This is a genomic window from Microbacterium sp. MAH-37, assembly GCF_009758255.1.
Classification (GTDB): Bacteria; Actinomycetota; Actinomycetes; order Actinomycetales; family Microbacteriaceae; genus Microbacterium.
In genome coordinates, this window is sequence record NZ_WSEN01000006.1 from 443,706 (window position 1) to 463,529 (window position 19,824).

At 70.7% G+C, this 19,824-nt stretch carries 16 protein-coding genes; 6 read left to right on the forward strand and 10 right to left on the reverse strand.

What is annotated here, in order from left to right:
* The first annotated feature begins 18 nt into the window (after positions 1–18).
* From GON06_RS07935 to GON06_RS07945, 3 genes are read left to right on the forward strand one after another with little or no spacing between them, the layout of a single operon-like run.
* Complete coding sequence (locus GON06_RS07935) at positions 19–390, forward strand: YrdB family protein (protein WP_157311716.1); 372 nt, start codon at positions 19–21, stop codon at positions 388–390.
* Positions 387–1,751 (forward strand): FAD-binding oxidoreductase, encoded by a 1,365-nt coding sequence (locus GON06_RS07940; protein WP_157311717.1) that lies wholly within the window; start codon positions 387–389, stop codon positions 1,749–1,751. The genes GON06_RS07935 and GON06_RS07940 overlap by 4 nt, the downstream gene beginning before the upstream one ends.
* Positions 1,744–2,139, forward strand: coding sequence for an NUDIX hydrolase (locus GON06_RS07945; protein WP_157311718.1), 396 nt, complete (start codon positions 1,744–1,746; stop codon positions 2,137–2,139). Before GON06_RS07940 ends, GON06_RS07945 begins: the two co-directional genes overlap by 8 nt.
* 47 nt (positions 2,140–2,186) lie before the next feature.
* Here the strand turns inward: GON06_RS07945 and nagB are convergent, their stop codons facing one another.
* The 4 genes from nagB to GON06_RS07965 form a co-directional block, all read right to left on the reverse strand.
* Complete coding sequence (gene nagB, locus GON06_RS07950) at positions 2,187–2,966, reverse strand: glucosamine-6-phosphate deaminase (protein ID WP_157311719.1); 780 nt, start codon at positions 2,964–2,966, stop codon at positions 2,187–2,189.
* Positions 2,959–3,936 carry an ROK family protein gene (locus GON06_RS07955; RefSeq protein ID WP_157311720.1) on the reverse strand — a complete coding sequence of 326 codons (978 nt, stop codon included), beginning with the start codon at positions 3,934–3,936 and terminating at the stop codon, positions 2,959–2,961. The genes nagB and GON06_RS07955 overlap by 8 nt, the downstream gene beginning before the upstream one ends.
* Positions 3,937–5,124, reverse strand: coding sequence for an ROK family transcriptional regulator (locus GON06_RS07960; protein WP_157311721.1), 1,188 nt, complete (start codon positions 5,122–5,124; stop codon positions 3,937–3,939).
* Between the two features lie 80 nt (positions 5,125–5,204).
* A complete protein-coding gene (locus tag GON06_RS07965) occupies positions 5,205–7,667 on the reverse strand; it encodes a family 20 glycosylhydrolase (RefSeq protein WP_157311722.1) in 2,463 nt (820 codons plus the stop codon).
* A 155-nt stretch (positions 7,668–7,822) separates the two neighbouring features.
* Here GON06_RS07965 and GON06_RS07970 point away from each other — a divergent pair, with 155 nt between their 5' ends.
* A complete protein-coding gene (locus GON06_RS07970) occupies positions 7,823–8,299 on the forward strand; it encodes a hypothetical protein (protein ID WP_157311723.1) in 477 nt (158 codons plus the stop codon).
* A gap of 127 nt (positions 8,300–8,426) precedes the next feature.
* Complete coding sequence (locus GON06_RS07975) at positions 8,427–9,893, forward strand: L,D-transpeptidase family protein (RefSeq protein ID WP_332837273.1); 1,467 nt, start codon at positions 8,427–8,429, stop codon at positions 9,891–9,893.
* Positions 9,894–9,964: 71 nt separating this feature from the next.
* Here GON06_RS07975 and GON06_RS07980 read toward each other — a convergent pair whose 3' ends face one another.
* Positions 9,965–12,181 carry an NADP-dependent isocitrate dehydrogenase gene (locus tag GON06_RS07980; RefSeq protein ID WP_332837274.1) on the reverse strand — a complete coding sequence of 739 codons (2,217 nt, stop codon included), beginning with the start codon at positions 12,179–12,181 and terminating at the stop codon, positions 9,965–9,967.
* Positions 12,182–12,302: 121 nt separating this feature from the next.
* Here GON06_RS07980 and GON06_RS07985 point away from each other — a divergent pair, with 121 nt between their 5' ends.
* Positions 12,303–12,761: a GNAT family N-acetyltransferase gene (locus GON06_RS07985; protein WP_157311725.1), complete on the forward strand. Its 459-nt coding sequence runs from the start codon at positions 12,303–12,305 to the stop codon at positions 12,759–12,761.
* Between the two features lie 94 nt (positions 12,762–12,855).
* On the opposite strand, the gene GON06_RS07990 is transcribed toward GON06_RS07985, so the two are convergent.
* The 5 genes from GON06_RS07990 to GON06_RS08010 all read right to left on the reverse strand — a co-directional run bounded on the left by GON06_RS07990 (position 12,856) and on the right by GON06_RS08010 (position 19,756).
* Positions 12,856–13,602, reverse strand: coding sequence for a hypothetical protein (locus GON06_RS07990; RefSeq protein ID WP_157311726.1), 747 nt, complete (start codon positions 13,600–13,602; stop codon positions 12,856–12,858).
* A gap of 91 nt (positions 13,603–13,693) precedes the next feature.
* Positions 13,694–15,502, reverse strand: a complete 1,809-nt coding sequence (locus GON06_RS07995; protein ID WP_157311727.1) for an ABC transporter ATP-binding protein — start codon at positions 15,500–15,502, stop codon at positions 13,694–13,696.
* Positions 15,499–17,418 (reverse strand): ABC transporter ATP-binding protein, encoded by a 1,920-nt coding sequence (locus GON06_RS08000; RefSeq protein ID WP_157311728.1) that lies wholly within the window; start codon positions 17,416–17,418, stop codon positions 15,499–15,501. The genes GON06_RS07995 and GON06_RS08000 overlap by 4 nt, the downstream gene beginning before the upstream one ends.
* 359 nt (positions 17,419–17,777) lie before the next feature.
* The gene (locus GON06_RS08005) at positions 17,778–18,269 is read right to left on the reverse strand and encodes a methylated-DNA--[protein]-cysteine S-methyltransferase (protein WP_157311729.1); all 492 of its coding nucleotides are present in this window, start codon (positions 18,267–18,269) and stop codon (positions 17,778–17,780) included.
* Complete coding sequence (locus tag GON06_RS08010) at positions 18,266–19,756, reverse strand: AlkA N-terminal domain-containing protein (RefSeq protein ID WP_157311730.1); 1,491 nt, start codon at positions 19,754–19,756, stop codon at positions 18,266–18,268. Before GON06_RS08010 ends, GON06_RS08005 begins: the two co-directional genes overlap by 4 nt.
* Positions 19,757–19,824 lie beyond the last annotated feature (68 nt).

Genomic DNA, 19,824 nt, shown 5'->3' on the forward strand with positions numbered 1-19,824 from the left:
ACGAACTAGACTTGAGGCATGCCGCAGGACTCCGCCGCCGTTCCGGGCGTGAACCGCCCGAACATCACCCCGCTCGAGATCGTCCGCGCGATCGTGCTGATCGTCGCCCTGTTCTCCCTCGGACTGTGGGGCTTCGTGTCCTGGCCGCTGCCGATGAACCTCGTGTTCGGCATCGGGCTGCCTGTGATCGTGCTGGTGGTGTGGGCGCTGTTCCTGTCGCCTAAGCCCGTGCTGCGGCTGCATCCGTTCCTGCGGGCCGTCGTCGAGCTGCTCATCTACGTCGGCGTCACCCTCGCCTGGTGGGCGATGGGCCAGGGCTGGGCGGGCATCGCCTTCGCCGTGGTCGCCGTCGGCGCGGGACTGATCTCCGGGCGCCGCGCGCTGTCATGACCGCGCTGGAGCGGCTCCGCGCGGCGCTGGGCGGACTGGTCGACACCGATCCGGCCACACTCGAGGCCGTCCGCTCCGACCGCTCCGGTCATGCCGCGCAGGGCCGGCCGCTGGCCGTCGTGCACGCAGAGACCGTCGAGCACGTGCAGCAGACGATGCGCATCGCCACGGCGACCGGCACCCCCGTCGTCGTCCGCGGGGCCGGCACAGGTCTGGCGGGTGCGGCGAACGCCGGCGCCGGCGAGATCGTGCTCTCCCTGGGCGGGATGACCCGCATCCTCGAGGTGCGCCCCGACGATCTGCTGGCCGTCGTCGAACCGGGCATCCTGAACGCCGACCTGAACGCCGAACTGGACCGGTACGGCCTCTGGTGGGCACCGGATCCCGCCAGTCGCGAGATCTCGACCGTCGGCGGCAACATCGCAACGGGTGCCGGCGGCCTGCTGTGCGCGAAGTACGGAGTGGTCCGAGACGCGGTGCTGGCCGTCGACCTCGTGCTCGCCGACGGCCGGCTGCTGCATCTCGGCCACCGTTCGGTGAAGGGCGTCACCGGCCTCGACCTCACCTCACTGGTGATCGGCTCCGAGGGCGTGCTCGGCGTGGTCGTGGGCGCGACGCTGCGGCTGCGCCGCCGCATCGAGGGCGAGGTCTGCACGCTCGCCGCGATCTTCCCCGGAGTGCGCGCCGCCGCCGCGGCATCCGCCGCAGTGACCGCCGCCGGCGTGCAGCCCGCGATCATGGAGCTCATGGATGCCTCGAGCCTCGAGGCCGTGCACGCCCTGCTCGGGCTTCCCGCGCCGGTGCCCGGTGCCGCGCAGCTGACCATCCGCACCGACGGCCCCGCGGCCCTCGCCGAGGCGCAGCGGATCGCCGACGTGCTCCTCGCCGCCGGCGGCGAGGTCGCCTGGAGCGCGGATGCCGAGGAGGGCGAGCGGCTGCTCGCGATCCGCCGCTCGATGCACGCCGCGATGGCGAGCCTCGGCACCACGCTCATCGAGGACGTCTCGGTGCCGCGCAGCGCGATGCCGGCGATGTTCGACGAGATCGCCAGGATCGAGCAGGCCTACGGCATCCGCATCCCGACGGTGGCGCACGCCGGCGACGGCAACCTCCATCCGAACTTCGTCATCGACGGCGACGTGGTGCCGCCACGCATCTGGGACGCCGCCGGCGAGCTGTTCCGCGCCGCTCTGCGCCTGGGCGGCACGCTGACCGGCGAGCACGGCATCGGCACGCTGAAGAGCCGCTGGCTGGCCGAGGAGCTCGGCGACGACCAGTGGGAGCTGCAGCGGCAGATCGTGCGCGTCTTCGACCCGCAGGGCATTCTCAACCCAGGAAAGGTGTTCGCTCCCCATGACTGACATCCACGTGAGCGCGGCCGTCATCACCGACAGCGAAGGACGCGCCCTGCTGGTGCGCAAGACGGGCACCGAGCGCTTCATGCAACCCGGCGGCAAGCCCGAGGCCGGCGAGACGGCGGCCGAGACGCTGGTGCGCGAGCTGAGGGAGGAGCTGGGTCTCGTGGTGTTCCAGGATCAGCTGCGTCCGCTGGGCACCTTCGTGTCTGATGCCGCCAACGAACCCGGTCACCGCGTGGTCGCGACCGCGTTCGCCATGACCGCCGAGCCGGGCGAGGTCGTCGTGCAGGCCGAGCTCGCCGAACTGCGCTGGATCACCGAGGCTGAGCAGGGCGGCCTGCCGCTGGCGCCGCTCAGCGAGGAGCACCTGCTCCCGATCGCCTGGGGCTGATCCCCCGCCCTCCTCCCCTCCGAGGTGGGTCCCAGCAGGGTCGTGGGTCAGATGCCCTGCCAGGCGGGCTTGTTCGCGTAGGTGTAGCGGTAGTAGTCCGCGAGCTTGAGCTTCGACGCCGCGGCCTCGTCGACGACGACCGTCGCGTGCTCGTGCAGCTGGATGGCGGATGCCGGGAGGATGGCCGACACCGGGCCCTCGACGGCGTCGGCGATCGCCTGCGCCTTGCCCTCGCCGAAGGCCAGCAGCACGAGGTGTCTGGCGCGCAGGATGGTGCCCAGTCCCTGCGTGATGCAGTGCCGCGGCACCTGGTCGATCGAGTCGAAGAACCGCGCGTTGTCCTCGCGGGTCTGCTCGGTCAGCGTCTTCACGCGGGTGCGCGAGGCGAACGACGAGCCAGGCTCGTTGAAGCCGATGTGCCCGTCCGTGCCGATGCCGAGGATCTGCAGGTCCACTCCGCCCGCGGCCTCGATCGCGGCCTCGTAGTCGGCGCCGGCGTGCTGGATCGTCTCGTCCGAACCGTTCGGCACGCGCACGCGGGCCGGGTCGAGCCCGAGCGGCTCGACGACCTCGCGCGTGATCACCGACCGGTAGCTCTCGGGGTGCGCGGGGTCGAGGCCGACGTACTCATCGAGGGCGAAGCCGCGCACCTGCGACAGGTCGCGCCCCTCCACGCGCTGCGCGAGCGCCTGGTAGACGCCCAGCGGCGTGGAGCCGGTCGCCAGCCCCAGCACGGCGTCGGACTTGCGGTCCAGCAGCTCGATGATCTCCTCGGCGACCAGGGCGCCGGCGGCGGCGGCGTTCTCGACGATGACGACTTCAGCCATGAGCGGCGGTCTCCTTCAGGGGGATGGGGAACTCGGCCGGTGCCGCGACCAGCAGGGCGGCACCGAGGGCCGCGACCGGCGATCCGGTCGGCAGCAGTTCGATTCTCTCATCGAGGTGCAACGAGCGCATGAACGCCGAGCTCTCGGCATCCGCGCGCAGCGCCTGCATGATGTCGCTCTCCAGCCGCGCGCCGAGCGCGGTCAGCCCGCCACCGATGACGACGGTCTCGACGTCGACCGAGAGCACCAGGATGCGCACGGCGGCCGCCGCGCCCCTGGCGAGGTCGGCACGGAGCCCCACGGCCACGGGGTCACCCGCCTCTGCTGCATCGAAGATGTCCAGCACGGGCAGCTCGCCCGGGCGTCCCCACGCCCGCGCCAGTGCCCCGCCGCCGCACAGCGTCTCGACGCAGCCGCGCTGGCCGCAGCCGCACACGCGACCGTGCGGATCGACCGAGATGTGTCCCACTTCACCGGCGCTGCCGTGCACGCCGCGCCAGATGCGGCCGTCGGTGATGACCCCGGCGGCGACGCCGGTGCCGAGGTTGAGGTACGCCATGGAGGCGTCGCCGCCGCGCAGCGAGGCTGCGCCGAGCGCGGCGGCCTTGACGTCGTTCTCGACGGCGAACGGCGCGTCGAGCACCGGGCGGGCGCGCTCGGCGATGTCGAGCGACTCGACCCCGAGGTTCACGGCGTGCAGCACGCGGCCCGTGGCGCTGTCCACCATGCCGGGGATGCCGACGCCGACCGAGCGGATGTCGGCGGTGCTGAAGCCCGCCTCGTCGGCGAGGGCGAAGGTGGTATCGAGGATGCCCTGCACGACCGCGTCCGGTCCCCATCCGGTGGGCCGGCGGATGCGCCCGAGCATCTCCCCCGAGTCGTCCACGGCAACGGCATCCGTCTTGGTTCCGCCGACATCAAGGCCCACTCGTATGGCCCGGCCTTCCAGCCGGGCGATGCCTGCCACCATCTACGAGACTCCCAGCTGACCGGACAGGACCATCACCGCGGCACCGCGCAGCACGATGTCGTCTTGGTGGGTGAGACGGATGGCGACATCGTCGAAGATCCCCTCCAGGGTGCGCGCGCGCAGGGTGTCGATCGCCGCGTCGATGAGGACGTCGCCGAGCAGTTCAGGCGGTCCGGACAGGACGATGTCGGACAGGTCGAGTGCGGCGACGATCGGTGCGATGCCGATGGCCATCCGCGCACCGGCATCGCGGAGGATGTCGTCGCGGGCGGACGGCTCCTCCTCGATCGCTGCCGTCAGGCGGGTGACGTTGACCCAGGCCTCGAGGCAGCCCTCCTTGCCGCAGACGCAGCGCGGTCCGCCGTCGGTGCCGACCACGACGTGGCCGATCTCCCCCGCGGCGAAGCGGCTGCCGAGCAGCGGCTGGCTGCCGGTGATCAGGCCGGCGCCGACGCCGCGTCCGATCTTGATGAGCATGAAGTCGCTGCGCTCCTCGCCGAAGGTGTACTCGGCGAGGACGGCGGCGTTGGCGTCGTTGCGGACGATGACGGGAAGATCGAGGTCGAGGCCGAGGCGGGCCTCGAGCGGGAACCCGTGCCAGCCGAGGTTGGGCGAGCTGAGCACGACGCCGTCGGACCGCACGATGCCCTGTGCGCCGATTCCCACGCCGAGCAGCGGCCGGCTGGATGCCGCCACCAGTTCGCGGGCGAGCGCCAGCGTGGCCGCGTAGGCCGCGTCGCCGTCCTTGCCCTCGGGCCTGGTCACCGTGCGTCGCTCGACGACGTCGCCGTCCAGGCTCATCACGGCACCGTCGAAGTGCGTCGGGCCGGAGAGGTCGATGCCGATGATCTGGTGTCCACCGCGATCGATGTCGACGAGGATCGGCGGCTTGCCCGGGCCGACGGTCTCGCGCACGCCGATCTCGACGACGATGCCGTCGGCGATGAACTCGGCGACCAGATCGGAGATCGTCACCCGGGTCAGGCCGGTCTCGCGGGACAGGTCCGCACGACTCATCGCCCCGGAGTGGTAGAGCGTCTGCAGGACGAGGGCGCGGTTGTGCCCGCGGGCGTGCTCGGGGAGAACCTTGGCACGGGACCGGAGTCGCCGCACGGGTCCGAAGGCGTGCGCCGGTGCGCCGAGGTGATCCATCGACGTCGGCGTGCGCAGCTCATCCGGTTCGGACATGTTTGTTAGTAGACCTTACGAACAAAATTTTCGCAACCCTGGTCGCCTACGTGGACGATCACGGTTACCGAAACGTTACTTTACTCTGATCCGCCGCCACCAGCGGCAGGACCGCCGGCGCGCGGGGTCGACAGACCCGCGACGAGGTCCGCCACGATCGCCTCCCGCTGGGCGAGGGTCAACGGCTTACCAGGGACTCCGGGACGGCGCTGCGCGGGCGTCGGACCGTCCAGCGGGCGGTACTGCACGCCGGCTGCGGCGAGCCGGCGCAGCTGCACGGGCAGCCGCTGCGCGAACCCGTCGACCGACGGCGCTTCTCCCCCCTCCCACAGTCGCTCCGCGATCGCGCAGAGTCGCGGGAACACCGCGAAGTCCACCCGGTCGCGGGTCGGCAGGTGCTCGCTCCACACGTTCGCCTGGCCGCCCTCGGCGCCGTCCGGCACGCGCAGGGTGTACGCGCGCTCGATCGGCAGCGGAGGACCGACCCGGATCGGCTCGTCCTCCGAGTCCGACTGCGGGTAGTCCAGGTAGACCTCCAGATCGGGGCAGGCCACCACGGGGATGTCGCGACGCAGCGCCTCCGCCATCGCGACCGGGCCGCGCCAGGCGAGCACACGCACGCCCTCGGGCACGTCGCCCGCCAGCACCTCGTCCCAGGCCAGCGCCGTGCGCCCGTGCGAGCGGACGTGGGCGACGAACGCCCGGGTGAACCACGGCTGCACCTCCTCCGGCGACGAGAGGCCGAGCTCCCGCATCCGCTCGTGCGCCGCGGGACTGGCCGCCCATTCGTCGGTCGGCACCTCGTCTCCACCGATGCCGATCCACTCCGCGTCGAACTGTTCGCACAGCGCATCGATCGCGGCACGGCCGAAGGCGAGGGATGCCTCGGTCGGCGCCAGAACGCGCCGGTTCACGCCGAACCGCTCCCAAGCGCCCTCCGGCGACCCCGAGACGTCGGTGTTGCCGAGTTCGGGATAGGCGGCGAGTGCGGCCTGCACATGGCCAGGCAGCTCCACCTCGGGAACGACCGTCACGAACCGCTCGGCCGCGTAGGCGACCAGGCCCCGGATCTCCTCGGCCCGGTAGAACCCCTCGTGCACGCCGGGCTCCACGGTGGCCAGCGGGCCGTGTCCGAGCTGGGTGGCCTGCCGTACCGCTCCGACCTCGGTGAGCCGAGGATAGCCCGGCACCTCGAAGCGCCAGCCCTGGTCGTCGGAGAGATGCAGATGCAGCACGTTCAGGTGATGAGCGGCGAGCAGGTCGATCATCCGCCGCACCTCGTCGACGGGACGGAAATGCCGGGCCACGTCGAGCATGAGCCCGCGCCAGCCGAATGCAGGCTCCCCCCACCACGTTCCTGCGGGGAGGCGGCTGCCGACTGCGCGCTCCGGATCGCACAGCTGTCGCAGCACGGTCGTCCCGCGGAACACGCCCTCCGCCGAGCCCCCGGCGACGTCGATGCCGGAGGCGCCCACGCGGATGCGGAACGCCTCGGGTCCCCCGACCGCGGAGTCGACCCGCAGTGCGATGGCGGGCAGCGCGGCATCCGCCTCGCCCAGGCCGAGCGCGTCGCGGAGCAACCCGGCGATACCCTGCAGCCCATCCTGCGGATGGACCGCGGTGCCGGCGTGCAGCACGAACGGCGCCGCATCGGAGTCGATCTCGTGAGCGGTCCGCGGCACCGTCGCCCGATGCGGCGGGGGCGGCATGCGCAGCGCCCGCCCCGGCGTGGCCCCGGTGGTCTCGCCGGCCGTCAGCACGGGCACGCCGGACACGAGCACCTCGCGGATGCCGGTCGGCGCGGCGCCCCGGTCGTCGAACGTCTCGGGGTCGAGCAGCACCAGATCGGCGGCGGCGCCCTCGCGGATCACACCACGCGGCGTGTCGCCGAGGTGCAGGCCGAGGCGCTCGGCAGGGATGCGGGACCGCCGATGCACGGCCTCCTCCAGGGTGAGTGAACTCCGGAGTTCCACGGGTTCGCTCTCATCCACGTCCGGCGCCCAGAGACCGCCGCGCTCTGCGACGACGCGACGCAGAGCCTCGAGCTCGGCGGCGTCGGCCTGCGTCCCGGACGCGAGTCCCGCGGCTCCGCCGTCCAGCTCCTCCCCCAGCATCCGCTGCAGTTCCGTGATCTCGGCGGCGGTCGCGGGCCGCTCCACCGCACCCAGCGCGCGCCTGCGCAGGTCGCCGAGCCGCACGAGCATCACGGTGTTCCCGGCCGACGGCGCACCGGCACCGTGCGCACCTACCGTCGCAGTCGTGACGCCCCGACGGATCCTCTCGTCAGGTGCGACGCCGTCGGCAGGCTGCAGACTGAGGTCGATGAACCCGGGGGCGAGCACCAGGCCGGCGGCATCCGTCTCGACCGCTCTCTCCGGCGCCTCGATCGGGTCGGCATCGCCCGGACGCCGGATGCCGACGATCCGCGCCCCTTCGACTGCGACATCCGCGAGATACCGCGGCGCTCCGGTGCCGTCGACCACTGTGGCTGCGCGGAAGACCCTGACCTGTCCGGACGCGGCGAGCACGCTGCTCAGAAGCATGTGTCCGCCGTTCCGACAGCCGGCAGAGGGAAGAGTAAGGGCATCTGACAAAGCTACTAGCCGCCGCCGTTTTCCAGCGCCCGGGTCACCTGTGGTTGACTTGGCGCCGTTCGTTTGCGCGGGGAGACACCCCGCGCGGGAGGGAAACGTACCTGATGAACCGTCGTATCGCCGCACTCGCCATCGCCGCCGTCGCGGTCCTGGGCCTCACCGCCTGCTCTGGCGCTCCTGCGTCCGACTCCAGCTCGGACAAGTCGAGCTCGGCCTCCAAGGAGGCGCCTAAGACGTCCGAGCAGTCCGTCGCCGACGCCTGCAAGGTCGCCACCGACAAGGTCTCCGCCGCCACCAGCGGGCTGCAGGACATCGACATGTCGAAGGCCGCCAGCGACCCGCAGGGCACCATCGATGCCCTCACCACCCTCGTCGACAGCCTCGGCGAAGCATCCGACACGGTCACCAACCCCGAGGTCAAGGCTGCCGTCTCCGACTTCCACGACTCCTACGCGCAGCTGCGCGACGTGTTCAAGAAGGTCGTCGTCGACGGCGACACCTCTGCCGCGTCCGACATCAGCACGCTGACGGGCGACCTGAACGACTCGGTGAAGGCGCTCACCGAGCTCTGCACGGCCTGACCTGCAGGAAACGTCGAGGGCGGATGTCGCATCATGCGGCATCCGCCCTCGACCGTTGCCCCCTCGTTATCGTCCGTCCTTTATCATTGATGCTGGAGGGTTGTCCGAAGACACGGGGGGTGAGTTCGTGACCGATCTTGTTTCTGCACCGAACACTGGCGCGCAGAACATCGTCGCAGGCGACGCTGCGCCGACGGTTCCGCTGACGGATGCGCTGCCGCCATCAGATGGCGCCTCGCACCTCGAATGGGCACCCTCGCAGCCGGCGCCGAAGAAGCACCACCTCGGCCTGTGGATCGGCATCGGCGCCGGAGCTCTCCTGCTCGCCGCAGCCGGAGCCTCGACGATCCTCATCGCACCCGGCACCACCGTCGCCGGCATCCCGGTGGGCGGGATGACCGCCGGCATGGCCGCGGATGCGATCAGCTCGCACCTCGCCGACACCGAGATCGTCCTCACCGGGGCCGGGTCGGATGCCACGGTCAACGGCGCGTCCCTCGGCGTGGACACCGATGCCAAGGCCCTCGCCGAAGCGGCCTTCGCCGCGCACCCGATGTGGAACCTGGGCGCCTGGGCCGGCGATCCGATCGAAGCCGACATCACGCTCGACCCGGACGCCGCCGACCGCTCGCTCCGCGCCGCCGTGCCGGCGAGCTATAAGGACGGCGTCGACGCCGCCGTCACCTTCGACGCCGCGTCCGGCACCTACACCGTCACCCCGGCCACCGACGGAACCGGCCTCGACCTCGATGCCCTGACCAAGGCCTTCGTCGCGGCCGTCGCCGATGGGAAGTCCTCCGCAGAGTTCGACGCCACGGGCACCCCGGTTCCGGCTGACATCACCGACGACGAGGCGAGCGCCGCCGCGGCGAAGCTCAACGAGATGCTGCCGACCATCGGCTTCTACGTGGGCGAGGAGCGCACCGTCCCGGTCGCCCCCGCTGTCGCCGCCAGCTGGCTGTCCGTGACCCCCGTCGACGGCGACCTCGTGATCGACGCCGACGCCGGCGCCATCCAGGAGACCGTCGCGACGCTGCCCGGCGCTGTCGACCGAGCCCCTGTCAACGCGACCACCGTCGTCGACTCGAACGGCAAAGTGCTCCGCTCGCTGACCGACGGGCAGACCGGACGCGCGCTCGGAAGCACCGCCGGCATCGCTGCGGCCTTCGCCGCCCAGCTCGGCCAGGGCAACGGCGCGTACGCACTGACGGTCAACGAGACGCCCTTCGAGACCACTCCGCTGTACCGCCACGCAGTCGTCGACCTGTCGCAGCAGCACGCCTACTTCTACGAGAACGGCAAGCTCGTCCGCGACTGGGCGGTCTCCACAGGGAAGCCCGGCTTCGACACCCGCCAGGGGCACTTCCGGATCCGCGCGCACGTGGCGATGCAGGACATGGTCGGCGAGACCTACGTCACCAAGGACGTCAAGTGGGTCACCTACTTCAACGGCAACCAGGCATTCCATGGCACGTACTGGCACAACAACTTCGGGAACGTCATGAGCCACGGCTGCGTGAACATGACTGAGTCGGCTGCCAAGTGGGTGTACGACTGGGCACCGGACGGCTTCGAAGTCACGGTGCAGAAGTAGTCAGCCCTCTCAAACGCTGCGGCCCGGCATCCTCTCGGATGCCGGGCCGCAGCGTTTCTGCTGAGTGGCGCTCAGATCGCGTCGATCACCGCGTTCAGCGTCGCGGAGGGACGCATCACGGCGTCCACCTTCGCGGCGTCCGGACGGTAGTAGCCGCCGATGTCGGCGGCCGAGCCCTGCGCGGCGTTCAGCTCGGCGACGATCGTCGCCTCGTCTGCGGCCAGCTTCTCGGCAACCGGGGCGAACGCGGCCGCCAGCTCGGCGTCCTTCGTCTGCTTCGCCAGCTCCTGCGCCCAGTACAGGGCCAGGTAGAAGTGGCTGCCGCGGTTGTCGATCGTGCCGAGCGCACGGCCGGGCGAACGGTCCTCCTCGAGGAAGGTGCCGGTGGCGGCATCCAGCGTCTCAGCCAGGATGCGCGCCTTCTCGTTGCCCTCCGCGTCGGCGAAGTGCTCGAGCGAGGCGGCGAGGGCGAAGAACTCGCCCAGCGAGTCCCAGCGCAGGTAGTTCTCCTGCACCAGCTGCTGCACATGCTTCGGGGCCGAACCGCCCGCGCCGGTCTCGAACAGTCCGCCGCCGGCGAGCAGCGGGACGATCGAGAGCATCTTGGCGCTGGTGCCGACCTCGAGGATCGGGAACAGGTCGGTCAGGTAGTCGCGCAGCACGTTGCCGGTCACCGAGATGGTGTCCAGGCCGTGACGCATGCGGGCCAGCGTGTACCGGGTCGCCTCCTCAGGAGCGAGGATCGTCAGCGTCAGGCCGTGCGTGTCGAGCGTCGCGAGCCCCTGGTGCACCTTGGCGATGATCTGCGCGTCGTGCGAGCGGTTCGCGTCCAGCCAGAACACGGCCGGGACGCCGGTGGCACGGGCGCGGGTGACGGCCAGCTTGACCCAGTCCATGATCGGGATGTGCTTGGTCTGCGTGGCGCGCCAGATGTCGCCCTTGCCGACCTCGTGCTCGATGAGCACGGTGCCCTCGCTGTCGAGCACCTGCACGATGCCGTCCGCGGCGATCTCGAACGTCTTGTCGTGGCTGCCGTACTCCTCGGCCGCCTGCGCCATCAGGCCGACGTTCGGCACGGTGCCGATCGTGGCCGGGTCGAGCGGTCCGTTCGCGATCACGTCGTCGATCACGGCCTGGTAGACGCCGGCGTAGGACGAGTCCGGGATGACGGCCAGGGTGTCCGCCTCACCGCCGTCCTTGCCCCAGAGCCTGCCGCCGTTCCGGACCAGCGCCGGCATCGAGGCATCCACGATGACGTCGCTGGGCACGTGCAGGTTGGTGATGCCCTTGTCGGAGTTCACGTACGAGAGGCGGGGGCCCTCGGCGATCGCCCTGTCGAACGCGGCAGCGATCTCGTCGCCGCCGGCGACACCGGACAGCCCGTTCAGGATCGAGCCGAGCCCGTCGTTCGCGCTGAGGCCGGCAGCGGTGAGCTGCTCGCCGTACTGCGCGAACACGTCCTTGAAGAACGCCTTCACCACGTGGCCGAAGATGATCGGGTCGCTGACCTTCATCATCGTGGCCTTCAGGTGCACCGAGTAGAGCACGTCGTCGGTCTTGGCGGTCTCGAGCGTCTCGGCGAGGAAGGCGTCCAGCGCCTTCGCCGACAGGAAGGTGGCATCGATGATCTCGCGCGGCAGGACCTTCAGCCCCTCCTTGAGCACGGTGACGGTGCCGTCAGCGGCCGTGTGACGGAAGCTGAGGACGTCGTCGTGCGCCGCGACCCAGGAGCGCTCGTTGTTCTTGAAGTCGTCGTGACCCATGGTCGCGACGCGGGTCTTCGAGCCTTCGGCGAACGGCTTGTTGCGGTGCGGGTGCTTCTTGGCGTAGTTCTTCACCGCGAGAGGAGCGCGACGGTCGCTGTTGCCCTCGCGCAGCACCGGGTTCACCGCGGAGCCCTTGATGCGGTCGTAACGCGCGCGCACGTCCTTCTCCTCGAGCGAGGACGGCTCGTCCGGGTAGTCCGGCACGTCGTAGCCCTGCTGCTGCAGCTCCGCGATCGCGGCCTTCAGCTGCGGGATGGATGCCGAGATGTTCGGCAGCTTGATGATGTTCGCCTCGGGCAGCGTGGCCAGCCCGCCGAGCTCGGCGAGCGCGTCGCCGACCTGCTGCTCGGGCGTGAGCTTCTGCGGGAACGCGGCCAGGATGCGGCCGGCCAGCGAGATGTCGCGCGTCTCGACCTCGATACCGGCCTTGCCGGTGAAGGCGGAGATGATCGGCAGGAACGAGGCGGTTGCCAGTGCCGGCGCCTCGTCCGTGTAGGTGTAGATGATGGTGGAGTCAGTCACCGCATGCCTCTTCGTTCGTCACGGGTATGGGTCGACTCAGCTTACCGTGTGCGCAGAGATATCTTGATATCGAGATATCTGGGTCTGCCGGTGGGAAGGCGAAAGGGACTAGCCTGGGGTCATGTCGGAACTGAGCCTGGTCGAACTCTCCGCCGCGACGATCGTCGCGGTCAACAACCTGTCCCTCAAGCCCGGGCAGGAGCAGTTCCTCGCGCCTGTCTCGTACGGCATCGCAGCAACCGTCATCAACCCGCAGACCTCCTGGCAGCGGGTGGTCCTCGATGGCGATCAGGTCGTCGGTTTCGTGAGCGCGAGCTTCGATCCGGAAGCTCTTGAAGAGCACTTCCGCAGCATTCTGTGGCGGATCAACGTCGACGCCGACGACCAGGGTCGCGGTGTCGGACGGTTCGCCGTCGAAGCACTTCTCGCCGAAGCGCGAAACCGTGGCGTGGATCACGTGGACGTGATCTATGAAGCCGGAGAAGGGGGCCCGGAGGCGTTCTTCCGCCGTGTGGGCTTCCAGCCCGTCGGCGAGACCGAGTACTCCGAGGTCATCGCCGAGATCCGGATCGCCGACTAGAACGGCGGCGGGGCCTCGAATCCCCTCCCCCATCGAGGCCTCGTCGCCCCCCATCGGTCGGCGCGCGAGTCCGCGTTGCCCGGAAGCAGCAGCGTCAGCGCGGGTCCTCTCGGCGGCGCACGGTGCGATCGGTGACGGAGCGGATCGCCTCCGCACCGAGCTCGATGACCTGATGCGCGGTGTCCTGCCACGCGGGGCGCGGCTCGCGCACCGCGCCCGCGGCACGCTCGGCCTCGACGAGAGCCCGCTCCAGTTCTGTCACGGCGTCGCGATAGGCCGCGAACTCCGCGGGCGTCACGCGCTTCGCCTCCGCCGCCGGCCGGGTATCCCGCGCACGCAGCTGCGCGGCGAAGAAGGCCGAGGTCGCCGGGGCCTTCACGTCGCTCATCTGCGGGAACGCGATCGCCCGCGCGGGGTCGGTCTCGTACTCCATCCATCGCACGTTCAGCGCGTCGTGCGCGGCCCACAGCCGCTCGAGCGGATCACCGGGGGTGGCGAGTTCGGCGCGGGACGCCGCGACCCGAGCGCGCCGGGCACGCACCAGGGCGGATGCGGCCTTCGCCTGCTGCTCCGCCTCGCGAAGCGCTCGTCGCGCGCGGGTGACGTCGGCGTCGGAGGCCCGTCCTGCGCCGCGTTCCGCGGTCGCGTGCGCGAGCTCGGCCCTGGTCGCTTTGAGGGCGGCAGTGGTCGCGACGGCGCTGGTGCGCGCCTCGGCGAGCTGCATCCGCGCGGCGTCGAAGCCGAGCCGCTTCCGACGGCGGCCACCGCTGCGTGCCCCGATCACGGCAGCACCCGCCCCGCCGGCGACGACCGGCGCGATCCACCAGAGTTCGAGGAGCATGTCCACTCCTTCATGCTAAGCCGCACACCGGCGTTCGCACCTGCCGGATGCCGCGAAGCGGCGGGGCGCCTCGGCCCCGCCGCTTCGTGCATCAGACCAGGGTCTCCTGCCAGGCCGCGTGCAGCTGGGCGAACTTGCCGGTCCCGCCGATCAGCGCGGCGGGGGTGTCGTCCTCGATGATGCGGCCGTGTTCCATCACCAGCACCCGGTCGGCGATCGCGACCGTCGACAGGCGGTGCGCGATGATGATCGCGGTGCGGTCGGCGAGCAGCGTCTGCAGTGCGTCCTGGATGAGGCGCTCCGACGGGATGTCCAGCGAGGCGGTCGCCTCGTCGAGGATCAGCACCGCCGGATCGGCGAGGAAGGCGCGGGCGAACGAGATCAACTGGCGCTGACCGGCCGAGACACGACCACCGCGCTTGTTGACATCGGTGGCGTAGCCGTCGGGCAGCGACTCGATGAAGCCGTCCGCGCCCACGGCCCGCGCGGCGGCCCGGATCTCCTCGAGCGTCGCATCCGGCTTGCCGAGTGCGATGTTGTCTGCGACAGTGCCACTGAACAGGTACGCCTCCTGCGTGACCATGACGATCGCGCGGCGAAGGTCCTTCGGGTGCAGCCTCCGCAGGTCCACGCCGTCCAGCGTGACCTGGCCCTTGGTCGGGTCGTAGAACCGCGACACCAGCTTCGCCAGCGTGGACTTGCCCGCACCGGTCGTGCCGACCAGTGCGATCGTCTGTCCGGCGGGGATGTCCAGTGAGAAGTTCGGCAGGATCGTCTTCTCGCCGTTGTACCCGAAGGTGACCTCGTCGAAGCGGATGCCACCGCGCGACTCCCAGAGGTCGACCGGCTTCTCGGGGTCGGGCACCGTGGGCACCTCTTCGAGCACGCCGGACACCTTCTCCAGCGCCGCCGTGGCGGACTGGTAGGAGTTCAGGAACATCGCGATCTCCTGCATCGGCGCGAAGAAGTTGCGCACGTACAGCACCGCACTCAGCAGCACGCCGACGCCGAGCGCGCCGGTGGAGACCCGAATGCCGCCCCACAGCACCACGAACGTCGTGGTGAGCGCGGCGACCGCCATCAGACCGGGCTCGAAGGTGCCGAACAGCACCATCGAGCGGCGGTTGACGTCGCGGTAGTCACCGGCGAGCTTCTGGAAGGTCTCGTCGTTACGCGGCTCCTTGCGGAACGACTTCACGGCGCGGATGCCGGTCATCGTCTCCACGAACTGCACGATCACCTTCGCGCTGATGACGCGGGACTCGCGGTACACGAGCTGCGAGCGCTGATAGAACCAGCGCATCAGGAACGCCAGCGGCACGCCGGCGACCAGCAGGATGACGCCGGACTGCCAGTCCGCGATCAGGAGGGCGATGAACGTGAAGATGCCGAACAGCACACCCGAGACGAGGTTGTTCAGACCGCCGTCGAGCAGCTCGCGGATCGAGTCGAGGTCGCTGGTCTGGCGCGAGATGATGCGGCCAGACGTGTACGACTCATGGAACTCGAGGCTGAGCCGCTGGGTGTGCAGGAAGATGCGCTTGCGCAGGTCGAGCAGCACGGCCTGGGTGATGCGCGCGGCCACGACGACGTACCAGCCGATCAGGGCTGCGGCCGTGGCACCGGCCAGCAGGTACACACCGCTGACCACCAGCGCCGGCATCCAGTCGTTCTCCTCGAGCAGCACCGGAAGGGCCTTGTCGATCGCGACGCCGATCAGGATCGGGCCGGCGACCTGCAGCGCGGTGGAGATCACCAGCACGACGGCGGCGAGCGCGATGCGCGCGCGCAGTGGCGAGATCAGCGAGCCGAGCAGTCGCAGCGAGCGCTGCCGGATGGCCCGGCTCTCCTCGCGGGTGTAGTTCGAGCGGTCCTCGCCCTGGGTTCCCGTGATGGTCATGCCTGCACCTCCTCTTCCTCGGATGCCGATGCTTCACTTCGACTCGCTGTCGCTCGCTCAGCACCAGCGTCGGCGATCATCTCCTCGGTGATGATCGGGATCGTTCCCGTGCGCGCCGCCTCTTCGGCCTCGAGGCTCGAGATCACGTGACGGTAGTGCGCGCTGGTCTTCAGCAGGTCGGCGTGCGTGCCGACCGCGGTGACCTTGCCGGCTTCGAGCAGCGCGACGCGGTCGGCGAGCGCGACGGTCGAGGGCCGGTGCGCGACGATCAGCGCCGTGGTCTCGGCGAGGACGTGCCGCAGCGCCTCCTCGACGAGTGCCTCGGTGTCGACGTCGAGCGCGGACAGCGGGTCGTCCAGAACGAGCACCTTCGGCGCCGCGGCCACCGCGCGGGCCAGCGCCAGGCGCTGTCGCTGTCCGCCGGAGAGGCTGAGGCCCTCCTCGCCGATGATCGTCTCGGTGCCCTCCGGCAGCGAGTCTACGAACCCGGCCTGCGCCACGTCGAGAGCCTCGCGCATGACGCGCTCGCCCTCTTCGCTGTGCGGGTCGAGGTCGGCGCGGCCGAGCAGCACGTTCTCGCGCACGGATGCCGAGAACAGCGTGGCGTCCTCGAACGCCATCGCGATGTGCCGGCGCAGCTCCGACAGGGGCAGGTCGCGCACGTCGACGCCGTCGAGCGTGACCCGGCCGCCGGTGACGTCGTAGAGGCGGGCAGGGAGCGTGGTGAGCGTGGTCTTGCCGCTGCCGGTCAGACCGACGAGCGCCATGGTCTCGCCGGGCCGCAGCACCAGGTCGATGCCGTCCAGCAGATCGCGCTCGGATGCACCGGCGTCCTGGTAGCGGAAGTGCGCGCCCTCGAACGCGAGCTCACCGCGCGGCGCGGCGATGTGCTTCGGATTCTCGGGGTCGGTGATCGTGTTCGTCTCCTGGAAGATGTCGAACACGCGGTCGGTCGCGGTGCGAGCATCCAGCATGAACGAGAACAGGAACCCGATCGACTCGATCGGCCAGCGCAGCACGGTCGCCATCGCGAAGAAGGCGAACAGCTGCGCCGCGTCGATCTGGCCCTGCCAGATCAGCCAGATGCCGGTGAGCAGGCTGAGGCCGAACGCGATCTGCGGCATGAGGTCCAGCCAGAACCAGATGGTGCCGACCGCGCGGGCCTTGCTGAGCTCGGTCTCGCGCAGAGTCTCGGCCTGCGAGCTGAAGCGTCGAAGGGCGTGCTTGCCACGGCCGAAGGCCTTCAGCACGCGGATGCCGTGCACGCTCTCCTCGACGCTGGTGGCGAGGTCGCCGGCCTGGTCCTGGCTCTGCCGCGCGAGCACGCCGTAGCGCTTCTCGAACAGGAAGCCCTGGATCCACATCGGAATGCCGGTGACGAGGAAGATCGTGCCGAGCAGCCAGTGCCACTGGAACAGCAGCACGGCGCCGATGACGATGGTCAGCAGGTTCACGACGAGCAGGATGAGGCCGAAGGCGATCCAGCGGCGGATCAGGCCGATGTCCTGCATCATGCGACTGAGCAGCTGACCGGAGCCCCAGCGGTCGTGGAAGGCGACCGGGAGGGTCTGCAGGCGCGCGTAGATGTCGGCGCGCATGCGGTATTCGACCTCGGTGGCCGGGGTGAGAACGAACCAGCGACGCAGCCAGACCATGGCGGCCTCGCCGAGGCCGAGCAGCAGCACAATCGCCGCACCTCCGACGATCGCGGCGACGTTACCGGTCGCGATCGGACCGCGGATGATCTGCTCGAGCACGATCGGCACCATGAGCGCGAGCACCGCGGCCGCGAGCGCACTGGCGGCGCCGCCGGCGAGGCGCCCGATGATCGGCTGGACGAACGGCTTCAGCCGCCACAGCGCAGCTGGGGTGGAAAGGGATGACGAAGGAGATTCGGGAATGGGGGACGCAGACATGTGACGTATCGATGATTCTCAAGAGAGGGCGGAACTACGGCGACGATGAGGAAGCGGATGCCTCGAGGGGCACCCGCCGGTCGGTGGAGGCGGTGACTGCGGTGGTACTCAGCCCAGAAGGGGAGCGTAGACCGAGCCGGGGACATCCGTGACGGCCGGCGAAGCGGTGATCGTGAACATGGTGTCCTCCTCGAAACTCGGCGATGCCGGCCGATCGGCGCGACAGCCCTCCAGCGTATTCCTGTGAACTCGCTGATGCAAGCGTATTCCCGAACCGGTTCCCGCGGCGACGCATCCGCACGACGCAGCGCCCTTCGCTGCTGTCAGCGGAGGGCGCTGCGGTCGCCGAGGGCGCCGGATCAGGCCGCCTCTCTCGCGAGGAGCGAGCGCTTCACGTCGACGCCCCAGGCGAAGCCGCCCATGCTGCCGTCGCCGCGCAGCACCCGGTGGCACGGCACGAACAGTGCGGGCGCGTTGCGGGCGCAGACGGATGCTGCCGCCCGCGCCGCCTGCGGATTGCCGAGCGCGATCGCGAACTCGGTATAGGTCAGCGGCTCCCCCGGCGTGATCCGGCGCAGCGCGTCCCAGCCGCTCTGCTGCCGGTCGGTGCCGAACTGGCGCACCGGCACGGAGTCGATCGCCGCGAGGTCGCCGTCGTAGTAGGCCCGAACCGCGGAGGCGGCATCCGTCTCGCCCTCGGGGATCTCGGCGGGTCGGTGCGCCGGCGCGAGCCGCGCGATGATCTCGTCGCGGGAATCGGTCCAGCCGGATGCCAGCACGCGCTGTTCGTCGTCGGCGAGGATCGTGAACGGCCCGTCAGGGGTCTGGACGGTCTGGATGGTCGCGGTCATGAGTTCGTCTCCTCGGTCTTCTTCGCGGTTCTGCGCTTCACCGGCGCGTTGCGCCAGAGGTGCGCGGTGAGATAGCTGCGCCACGGCGCCGTGCGCTCAGCCCACAGCGCGAGCGGGGCGGGGTCGGCGGGGAGTCCCGCCGCCGCTCCCCCGGCGCGGGCGGCGACGTCGCCGGGCAGGAACACGTCGGGGTCGCCGATCACCCGCATCCGCACGTAGTCGGCGGTCCACGGGCCGATGCCGGGCATCGCCAGCAGCGCGGCGCGCTGATCCTCGGCGTCGTCACCGACGCTGAGCACGAGTTCGCCGCTCGCGAGCGCGGCGGCCGCGCCGGTGATCGCCCGGATGCGGGCCGCGGGACCGCGCAGCACCTCGGCGCCGTGCTCGGCGATCGCGGTCATCGTCGGGAACAGGACGCCGCCTTCGGCGGTGCGCTCGCCGAGCGCATCGGCGAGTGCGGTGAGCGCAGTGCGGGCCGCGACGACGGTGATCTGCTGGCCCACCATCGCGCGGATCAGCATCTCGTGCGGGTCGACCGCGCCGGGGACGCGGATGCCGGGGACGCGGGCAACGAGCGGAGCGAGCTCCGGATGCCCGGCGAGTGCGGCATCCACCGCGTCGGGGTCGGCGTCCAGGTCGAACAGCCGGCGCGAGCGCGCCACGAGCGGGGCGAGGTCGCCGAGCCGGGCGAGCCGCGCGCGCAGATGCAGCCGCGTGCCGTCGTGCCGCAGCCGGAACCACGCCGGCCCGCCGTCCAGCCGGAGATGACGCTCGAACGTCCGCGGCCCGGCCTCCTCCACGCCAGGGAGGGCGCGGGCCGCCATCCAGTCGAACAGGCCATCCAGGTCGATCGGCGCTCGGTACGGCAGCACCAGATCGATCGTGCCGGGGACCATCTCCTCGGCCGGCGCGGTGCCGGCCCGGCGCCGGGCGCGCAGCTCGGTCGGCGTCATGCCGAACACCTCGCGCACGGTGTCGTTGAACTGGCGCAGACTGGCGAAGCCGGCCGAGAACGCGGCATCCGCCACCGGCAGGTCGGTGCCGACCAGCAGCATCCGCGCGGTGTGCGCACGGTGCGCGCGGGAGAGCGCGAGGGGACCAGCGCCCAGTTCCGCGACCAGCATCCGGTTCAGATGCCGCGGCGAGTAACCGAGCCGGCGCGCCAGGCCGGGGACGCCCTCGCGATCGACGACGCCGTCGCCGATCAGGCGCATCGCTCTGGCCGCGGCGTCGCCGCGCAGGTTCCAGTCCGGCGAGCCGGGAGCCGCCTCGGGCAGGCACCGCTTGCACGCCCGGTACCCCGCCTCATGCGCGGCGGCGCTGGTCGGGTAGAACGTGACGTTCGCGGGTTTCGGCGTCCGTGCAGGGCAGCTCGGCCGGCAGTAGATGCCGGTCGAGCTGACCGCCGTCACGAACTGTCCGTCGAAGCGGGTGTCCCGCGCGCTGATCGCGCGGTACCGCTCGTCGAAGGTCATCGTCAGGGTCATGCCCCTACTCTGACACGCCCAGACGACGACGGCTCGCGGAAATCGGACACGGCTGTGCCCGCCCGCTC